Annotated in this window: 7 protein-coding genes; all 7 read right to left on the bottom strand. The window is 34.3% G+C overall.

The features are described 5' to 3' along the window. Window positions 1-171: 171 nt before the first annotated feature. The 7 genes from yihA to KTQ83_RS10525 all read right to left on the bottom strand — a co-directional run bounded on the left by yihA (window position 172) and on the right by KTQ83_RS10525 (window position 7680). Window positions 172-756: a ribosome biogenesis GTP-binding protein YihA/YsxC gene (gene yihA, locus KTQ83_RS10555; RefSeq protein WP_118012332.1), complete on the bottom strand. Its 585-nt coding sequence runs from the start codon at window positions 754-756 to the stop codon at window positions 172-174. 1 nt (window position 757) lies between these two features. After that, window positions 758-3064 (bottom strand): endopeptidase La, encoded by a 2307-nt coding sequence (gene lon, locus KTQ83_RS10550; protein ID WP_117924689.1) that lies wholly within the window; start codon window positions 3062-3064, stop codon window positions 758-760. A 64-nt stretch (window positions 3065-3128) separates the two neighbouring features. Continuing rightward, window positions 3129-4406 (bottom strand): trigger factor, encoded by a 1278-nt coding sequence (tig, locus tag KTQ83_RS10545; RefSeq protein ID WP_117573153.1) that lies wholly within the window; start codon window positions 4404-4406, stop codon window positions 3129-3131. Beyond that, entirely contained in the window at window positions 4399-5130 is a 732-nt protein-coding gene (locus KTQ83_RS10540) for a DUF3196 family protein (RefSeq protein WP_186998673.1), read from the bottom strand. The genes tig and KTQ83_RS10540 overlap by 8 nt, the downstream gene beginning before the upstream one ends. 115 nt (window positions 5131-5245) lie before the next feature. Further along, window positions 5246-6622, bottom strand: a complete 1377-nt coding sequence (locus KTQ83_RS10535) for an MATE family efflux transporter (protein WP_217285042.1) — start codon at window positions 6620-6622, stop codon at window positions 5246-5248. 1 nt (window position 6623) lies between these two features. After that, window positions 6624-7391, bottom strand: a complete 768-nt coding sequence (locus KTQ83_RS10530; protein ID WP_186998675.1) for an InlB B-repeat-containing protein — start codon at window positions 7389-7391, stop codon at window positions 6624-6626. A 55-nt stretch (window positions 7392-7446) separates the two neighbouring features. Then, on the bottom strand, window positions 7447-7680 hold the full coding sequence (locus tag KTQ83_RS10525) for a phospholipase D-like domain-containing protein (protein ID WP_217256782.1): 234 nt from the start codon (window positions 7678-7680) through the stop codon (window positions 7447-7449). Window positions 7681-7758 lie beyond the last annotated feature (78 nt).

Raw genomic sequence — 7758 nt, 5'->3', positions numbered from 1 at the left:
TCCTTTAACAACTTCCATATGTTTTTACCTCATCTATATTATAACATATGTATATATTCAAAGCACTATATTTATCATTTATTTTTGAATTATTTATATAACATCTGCATATCTAATTCATCTCATGACTAAAGTCACGAGTGTTCTCAGATTGCATTATAAAAGAACAGACTATTTTTTAGCCTGTTCTACTATTTCATTGATTCTTTCTAAGACAGGTTCAAAACCTGTTTTTTCTGTACTACTAATCCCAAAGATGTTTTTCATTGGCAAATGAAGCTGTTGAGAAATATCTTTCAACGCACGAACACGTTTTGTCTTAGGAATCTTGTCAACTTTTGTAGCTACAATAACGATTTGAATTCCAAGACTTTGAATCATTTCGATCATATCTAAATCATCATGCGTGGCGCCATGTCTTGCATCGACAAGTTGTACAACACAACAAATCTGCTCTCTTTGGTTAAAGTATGTATCCATCATTTTACCCATCTTGATCAGCATTTGTTTAGACATTTTCGCATAACCATATCCAGGAACATCCACTAACATCCAAGTATCATCAATCTTAAAGAAATTGATTAAACGTGTTTTACCTGGTGTATTTCCTACATAGGCAAGTTTTTTCTTATTAGTCAATGCATTAATAAAGCTTGATTTTCCAACGTTACTACGTCCAACGACTACAACTTCTGGTAAATCAGATTCTGGCCATTGTTCTTTTTCAACAGCACTAATCACAAATTCACTGATCATACTATTTTACCAATGCGTTATGTAACACTTGAGATACATTTGAACAAGGAATAAAAGTAACTGCATCTTTTACTTCTTGAGGTATATCATCTAAGTCTTTTACATTTTCTTTTGGAATCAAGATCGTATCAATTCCAGAACGATGTGCTGCCAATGATTTTTCTTTCAATCCACCAATAGGAAGAACATTTCCTCTAAGTGTAACTTCACCAGTCATAGCTAAATTCGCCTTAACTGGAATATTAGAGAAACAAGATACCAATGCCGTTGTCATTGTAACACCAGCACTTGGTCCATCTTTAGGAACCGCACCTTCTGGTACGTGAATATGTACATCATTTTCTTCAAACAATTTAGGATCAATTTTGAATTCATTTGCATGCGTACGAACATAGTCTAGCGCAATACTAGCACTTTCCTTCATGACATCACCTAATTGTCCAGTAAGAACAAGTCTTCCTTTACCTGTAAAGCGAGTTGCCTCGATTTGAAGGATATCCCCACCAAAACTTGTATAGGCAAGTCCTGTTACAGTTCCAACTTGATCTTTCTTTTCTTTTTTACCATAATCAACTTTTTCATTACCCAACCACTCATGAACTAATTTTTTAGTCAATTTAATGCTACGTTTGTTGTTTTTTAAGATAGCCAATACTGTTTTACGGCAAATTGTCGCAATTGTACGCTCTAAAGAACGAACTCCCGCTTCACGAGTATAGTAACGAATTAAATATAGTAACATATCATCATCAATTTTTAACTGAGACGCTTTTAAACCATTTAATTCTATTTGTTTAGGAACTAAGTGATCCTTGGCAATATGAACCTTTTCTGCATCTGTATAGCTTGATAATTCGATAATTTCCAAACGATCTCTTAATGCAGGTGGAATATTTTCTAAATAGTTTGCCGTCGCGATAAACAACACTTTTGATAAATCATAAGGCTCTTCAATATAGTGATCTGAGAATACTGAATTTTGTTCAGGATCCAATACTTCAAGCATTGCACTTGATGGATCCCCCTTATAATCACTTGCCATTTTATCAATTTCATCAATCAAGAATACTGGATTCGTAACGCCTGCCTTTTTCATACCTTGAATGATACGTCCAGGTAAAGCTCCTAAATATGTTCTTCTGTGACCACGAATCTCTGCTTCATCGCGAACACCACCAAGTGACATTTTCACAAATTTACGATCTAAAGCTCTAGCAACACTTTTTACCAAAGACGTTTTACCAACTCCTGGAGGACCTACCAAACAAATAATTGGTGCATTCAATGAATTTGTCATTTGTTTAACAGCCAAATACTCTAGAATACGTTCTTTTACTTTTTCTAGACCATAGTGATCTGCGTTTAAAATAGCTTCAGCTTCATTTAAATCTTCATTGTCCTTCGTTTCTTGCCACCAAGGAAGATCCATTAACCAATCAATATAAGATTTAATGACACCTGTTTCTCCACTTGCCATAGGTAGCATTTCATAACGACTCACTTCGTCCGATACCTTTTTCTTAATGTAGTCTGGGTATGGATTTTCAGCTAAACGCTTACGAATCTTAGCCGCATCTTCATCTTGGGCAACTGTATCCCCTAATTCTTCACGAATGACATTCATCTTTTCACGAAGATAGTAATCTTTTTGTCCTTGATCAATTCTTTCTTTGACAGTTTCGTTGATTTGTTGTTCAACTTCACTCATCTTTTTCTCTTTAGCCATATCTTGAAGCAACATCATTAGACGATCATTCACCCCTAATGTTTCAAGATACTGTTGTTTTCTTTCAATATCTAAAGGCAATCCTTGAACAGCTTTATCACTTAAGAATTCACCGCCCATACCCTTTGAAATTTCCATAACAATTTCTTTAGTCACAAAACGATCTTGTCCTTGCATACGATCAAGTTCATCTGCAATCATACGAATCAAAGCTTCTTCTTCGACAGCGTCCTGCTTTTCGCTTTCAAGAATTTCAACTTCGGCTAAATCACTTAGGCTTCCATTGATCCAATTATTTAGCTTAACACGCTTAATTCCACGAAACTTTACACGTAAAAAGTTATCAAAACGACGAATATGACGAACTTCGCATAAAGTTCCTACAGGATATATATCTTCTTTTCCAGGATTTTCTTTTTCAAGTTCTTTTTGAGAAAATAAACAAATCTTTTTATCATAATTATCCTGCGCATTTTCAACAGCATGTACAGAAGTATCTCTTCCTACATCAATCACAATTTCTTGATTTGGATATAGGACAACCCCTCTGGTACAAACTAAAGGATAGGTATTTAATTCCATACGAAAACCTCCTTATATTAAATATGGAAAAAGACGCTAAGCGTCTTTTTTCTTTTACATTATACTACTTTACAGAAGTTTTAATGAAGTCTAATGCTTTTTGATTTGCTAAATCTGCTTTAATACTTTCTGGAGAAATCAATGATTTGATTTTTTCTACTTCCATGTTATACATTTCAGACATTGTAGTAAATTCTTTTTCTACATCTTCATCACTAGCTTCAATGCTTTCAGCTTTAACGATAGCTTCTAATACTAACTGAGTTTTAACACGAGCAGCAGCTTCTGGACTCATTTGAGCACGGATTGCTTCTTCAGTTTGGTGAGTTGCTTCTAAGAATTGTTTAGCAGTGAATCCAGATTGTTGCATACGACCTTCGAATTCTTTGTACATACGATCAACTTCAGCATCAATCATTACTGCAGGGATTTCAACATTAGCGTTGTCACAAACTTTTCCTAACAATTCATTTGTGAAATTTTCTTCAGCTTCTCTTTCTTTTTGAGCAGTTAAATCAGTTTTTACTTTTTCTTTGTAAGCATCTACTGTTTCAACATTTTCAATTTTTAATTTTTTGATTAATTCATCATTTAATTCAGGAAGATCTTTATATTTTACTTCGTGAACTGTGCAGTGGAAAGTTGCAGGTTGACCAGCAAGTTCAGCTGCTTGGTAGTTTTCAGGGAAAGTAACTTCAACGTCTTTTTCTTCACCTTTCTTAACTCCAACTAATTGTTCTTCAAAACCTGGAATGAATGATCCTGAACCAAGTTCTAATGGATAGTTTTCTCCAGATCCACCTTCAAATGCTACACCATCTTTTGTTCCAACAAAATCGATAACTACTTGATCACCTAATTGAGCAGCATCGTCATCTTCACGAACAACCCAGTCAGCATAACGATCTTGAACACGTTTAACTTCGTTTTCAACATCTTCTTCTGTAACTTCTACATCCGCTTTTTTGATATCTAATCCTTTGTATTCACCTAAAGTTACTTCAGGAAGTACTGTACATGTAAATACTAATACGGCTTTTTCATCATCAGCTTCTTTAACATCTAAAGTAGGACGAGCTACTAAATCGATGTTGTGTTCTTTGATTCCTTCTGATAATGCTTCATTAGCTACTTCTTCACTAGCCATATCATATAATGCTTTTGAAGAAAGTTGTTTTTTAACTAAAGCATCAGGAATTTGTCCTTGACGGAATCCTTTCAAATTCATGTGAGATTTAGCATAGTTTAATGCTTTTTTCTGTGCTTTTTTCCAAGCTTCACCTTCTACTGTTACTTCTAATTCACCAGTAGAATTTTCTTTCAAAGTCCAAGTACTAGTCATTGTTTTCTCCTCGCTTTTCAATGGATAACTCAATATCCTCAATTCTTTCAAGACCTTGTTTTTTAACAAAACCAGGCCATTCATCGGATTTCTGCATTGCATCATACACAAGTCTACAAATACCTTTCGCAAGCTGGTAAGGATCTTTGTCTTCTTGATCGAATGGTCTTTCATATAAAACTAACTGCATCAAAAGGGACATACAAAATTGAATCATAGTAGGATCCTCATTTGTAAACCAACTTTCGAATAATGAGCTAGCCTCACTGATTGACTGATCTTGCTCCATAGGTAAAATAGCACTTGGTATAAACGTAATGTTCAACCCGGATTTTATCAAATCAAACGGATCATCAATTTTCTGCTCCATTAAAGCTTCAATCAATGTACCCTTATATTCATCAGGTAAATCTGAATCTAGTAATTCCTGAACTTCATCATGACACATTCTTAGATTCATGTTTTCTAAAATAGAAATCGCATAGATTTTTTGTTCTAGAGTACCATGAACATAATCCTGTAACTTACTGAAATCCATACTCTTACTCTTTTGTTCCAAATAAGGTTTACATTCAGACTTATAATATTCCAATAACTCCAATGCATCCTTTGGAACATAAGGCATGTTCAGTTCCTGACAAATCAATTCGTACGCCTGGGCATAACTTTTTTCATCTATCTCTTTTTTTATTTCTTCGATTAAAGAATGATAATATGCGTTCACTTATACCTCCATGCGAAACATTAGTATTCTACCATAAATATCGATAATAATCAATTCTACGCATTTCTAAAATACAGAATCCGTAGAATGTCATTTAAAGAAAAAAACTCTCCTTTTACAGAGAATTTGTTTTCCTACTTTTTTCTAATTCATTTAACTTCTTGAATTCAACTAAAATACAAATAACCGATACTACAAAGGCTACAAAATCCGCAATGGGAGCCGCGTATAAGATTCCATTCAACCCAAAAAATTTAGGTAAAATCAAAACAAGTGGAATCAAAAATAATACTTGTCTAGTCATAGACAAAAACATTCCTAAATATGCTTTTTTAATTGACGAAAAGAAGCTAGACGATAACATCTGTACTCCATCAATACATACTAGCATTAGATAGATTCGCATAAACATTGTCGCAAATTCAAAATAGTTCGCATCCCCTGATCCAAATATTGATAATACAGTACTTGTGCAGAATTGAAATAAGGCCCAACCAATAAATGAAACAACCAAATTTGCACTTATCGCAAGCTTGAACGTCTTTTTAACACGCTCATATTTTTGCGCTCCATAATTAAATCCAATGATTGGCTGCATACCTTGCGAAATACCAATGATGATAGCTAATAATATCGCATTGGTTTTCATCACAATGCCACATGCAGCTAAAGGAATATCACTACCAAACTTAGTAAACTGTCCATAATACGTCAATGAATTATTTAATACGATTTGCACAAACAAAATCGCGATCTGATTTAGTGAAGCACTCATTCCAATGGTTGCCATTTCCTTTGTATCCTTCAAACAAATATGTAAACTCTTTTTATTAAATTCAATGTGTTGAAAACTCTTAATATACCAGGCAGCAATAAAAAATGAAATCACTTGACCAGCTACTGTAGCAATGGCAGCTCCAGCGACACCCATATGAAACACAAAAATAAACAAAGGATCTAATATAGTATTCACAACAGCACCCGCAACCATACATATCATTGAATATTTTGGTGACCCGTCTGCACGAATCAAGTTACTAATCACATTTGTCGTAATCAAAAACGGAACACCCAAAGTTGTAATTCGTGTATATTCAAGTGCCAAAGGCATAATTGTAATTGTAGCCCCGAACGATTTTAATAGTGGTTCAAGGAATACAAGTACTAAAACAACATAGATTACTGAGCAAAGAACAGACATACTAATACCATTCCCAGCAATACTACTTGATCGTTCTGGCTTCTTTTCACCTAGATATAAACTAAATAAACTTGCTGAACCAATCCCAATCAACAATGCAATCGCAAGTGCAATTGTTGTCAATGGAAAAGCTACATTGGTTGCCGCATTTCCTAGAAAACCAACACCTTGACCAATAAAGATTTGATCCACAATGTTATATAGTGACGATACAAGCATTGAGATAATACTTGGTATCGCAAACTTTTTTAATAATGATGACTCTTTTTCATACCCTAATGGATTTTGCATACTAATTCAATTCCCTCTTTCTAAACTGTGCAATTAAATGCTTATTCCCCATTGAATGCTCACGAATGACATTTAACTCATTTCCTCTTTCATCAAACCAACCCACAAATTCATATCCTGGCTTTGTTGCCGGCAACAAATGAATCGTATCCGAAAAATACGTATATGACTTTGGATTTCTTCGACTACTTAGTCCACCATTTAAATCATATGTAATCTTATATTGACTTACTTGCCAATGAGCATATAAAGTACAAGACTCATGAATGGGTTCATCCAAGTTATAACGCCAACGATAATCACAATCCCAGAACCATCCATCAAAGGTATATCCAACTCGAACTGGCGGCTTTAAATCCTCCAATAAACCATGTTCATCCGTACATACATCCATATAATTGGCTCCACCACACGTTTCAAAGTGGATAACTGGACATTCTTTATAAATAGCTGTCAATATAACAGGTTCATGAATGCCTGCTGGTACACTCGTTATAATTTCACCATTCAACTGCCAACCTACAAACATAACGCCCTTCTTAAATGCCGGATACAACAATAATTCTTCCGATTCAATACATGTATATCTTGGATTACGACGCGACATAACTCCGCCGTCCACATCATATTCAATGGGATACCAAATAGGAATCCATTTATCATATAAAGTCACAGAATGAGGAAGCACCCCACCTGGATTTAATCTTTTTGTACACTCTTTATCTATATACCAACCAACAAATTGGTAACCTTCTCTTTTTTCACTCATCAAATATCACCTGCCCATTATTTTATCACAAATAGAAAAACTTCTAGGAAAATTTCTAGAAGTTATTCAAATAATTATATAAACTATTCCCAAAAGTCATTTCCATAAGTTCACTTGCGATTTCTTTACTTTGAATCCGCATAATATGATCTTCTACATCTTGTTTACCTAATAAATTTATATTTCCATACCATACAATTTCCTGATCAATAATCGCAAAATGTTCACAATTATCTTCTGCCGATTTTAGATAAAAACCAGATTGTCTCATTTCCTCTAACAACTGCATTCTACAATTTGAACTTCCAAACCTGATGTTAGCATATAAATAGGACTAGTCAAAAAGAGAAAATTTACACCAGTGGTA

It is taken from the genome of Holdemanella porci (genome assembly GCF_019052655.1).
GTDB lineage: Bacteria > Bacillota_I > Bacilli_A > Erysipelotrichales > Erysipelotrichaceae > Holdemanella > Holdemanella hominis.
This window is presented reverse-complemented; position numbering and strand designations above follow the sequence as displayed.

What these genes read in the sequence shown, in the direction of transcription:
- KTQ83_RS10535 (WP_217285042.1), bottom strand. Translation starts at nt 6,622, where the DNA reads ATGCAAAATCCATTAGGGTATGAAAAAGAGTCATCATTATTAAAAAAG.
- KTQ83_RS10530 (WP_186998675.1), bottom strand. Translation starts at nt 7,391, where the DNA reads ATGAGTGAAAAAAGAGAAGGTTACCAATTTGTTGGTTGGTATATAGAT.
- KTQ83_RS10525 (WP_217256782.1), bottom strand. Translation starts at nt 7,680, where the DNA reads ATGCAGTTGTTAGAGGAAATGAGACAATCTGGTTTTTATCTAAAATCG.
- lon (WP_117924689.1), bottom strand. Translation starts at nt 3,064, where the DNA reads ATGGAATTAAATACCTATCCTTTAGTTTGTACCAGAGGGGTTGTCCTA.
- yihA (WP_118012332.1), bottom strand. Translation starts at nt 756, where the DNA reads ATGATCAGTGAATTTGTGATTAGTGCTGTTGAAAAAGAACAATGGCCA.
- tig (WP_117573153.1), bottom strand. Translation starts at nt 4,406, where the DNA reads ATGACTAGTACTTGGACTTTGAAAGAAAATTCTACTGGTGAATTAGAA.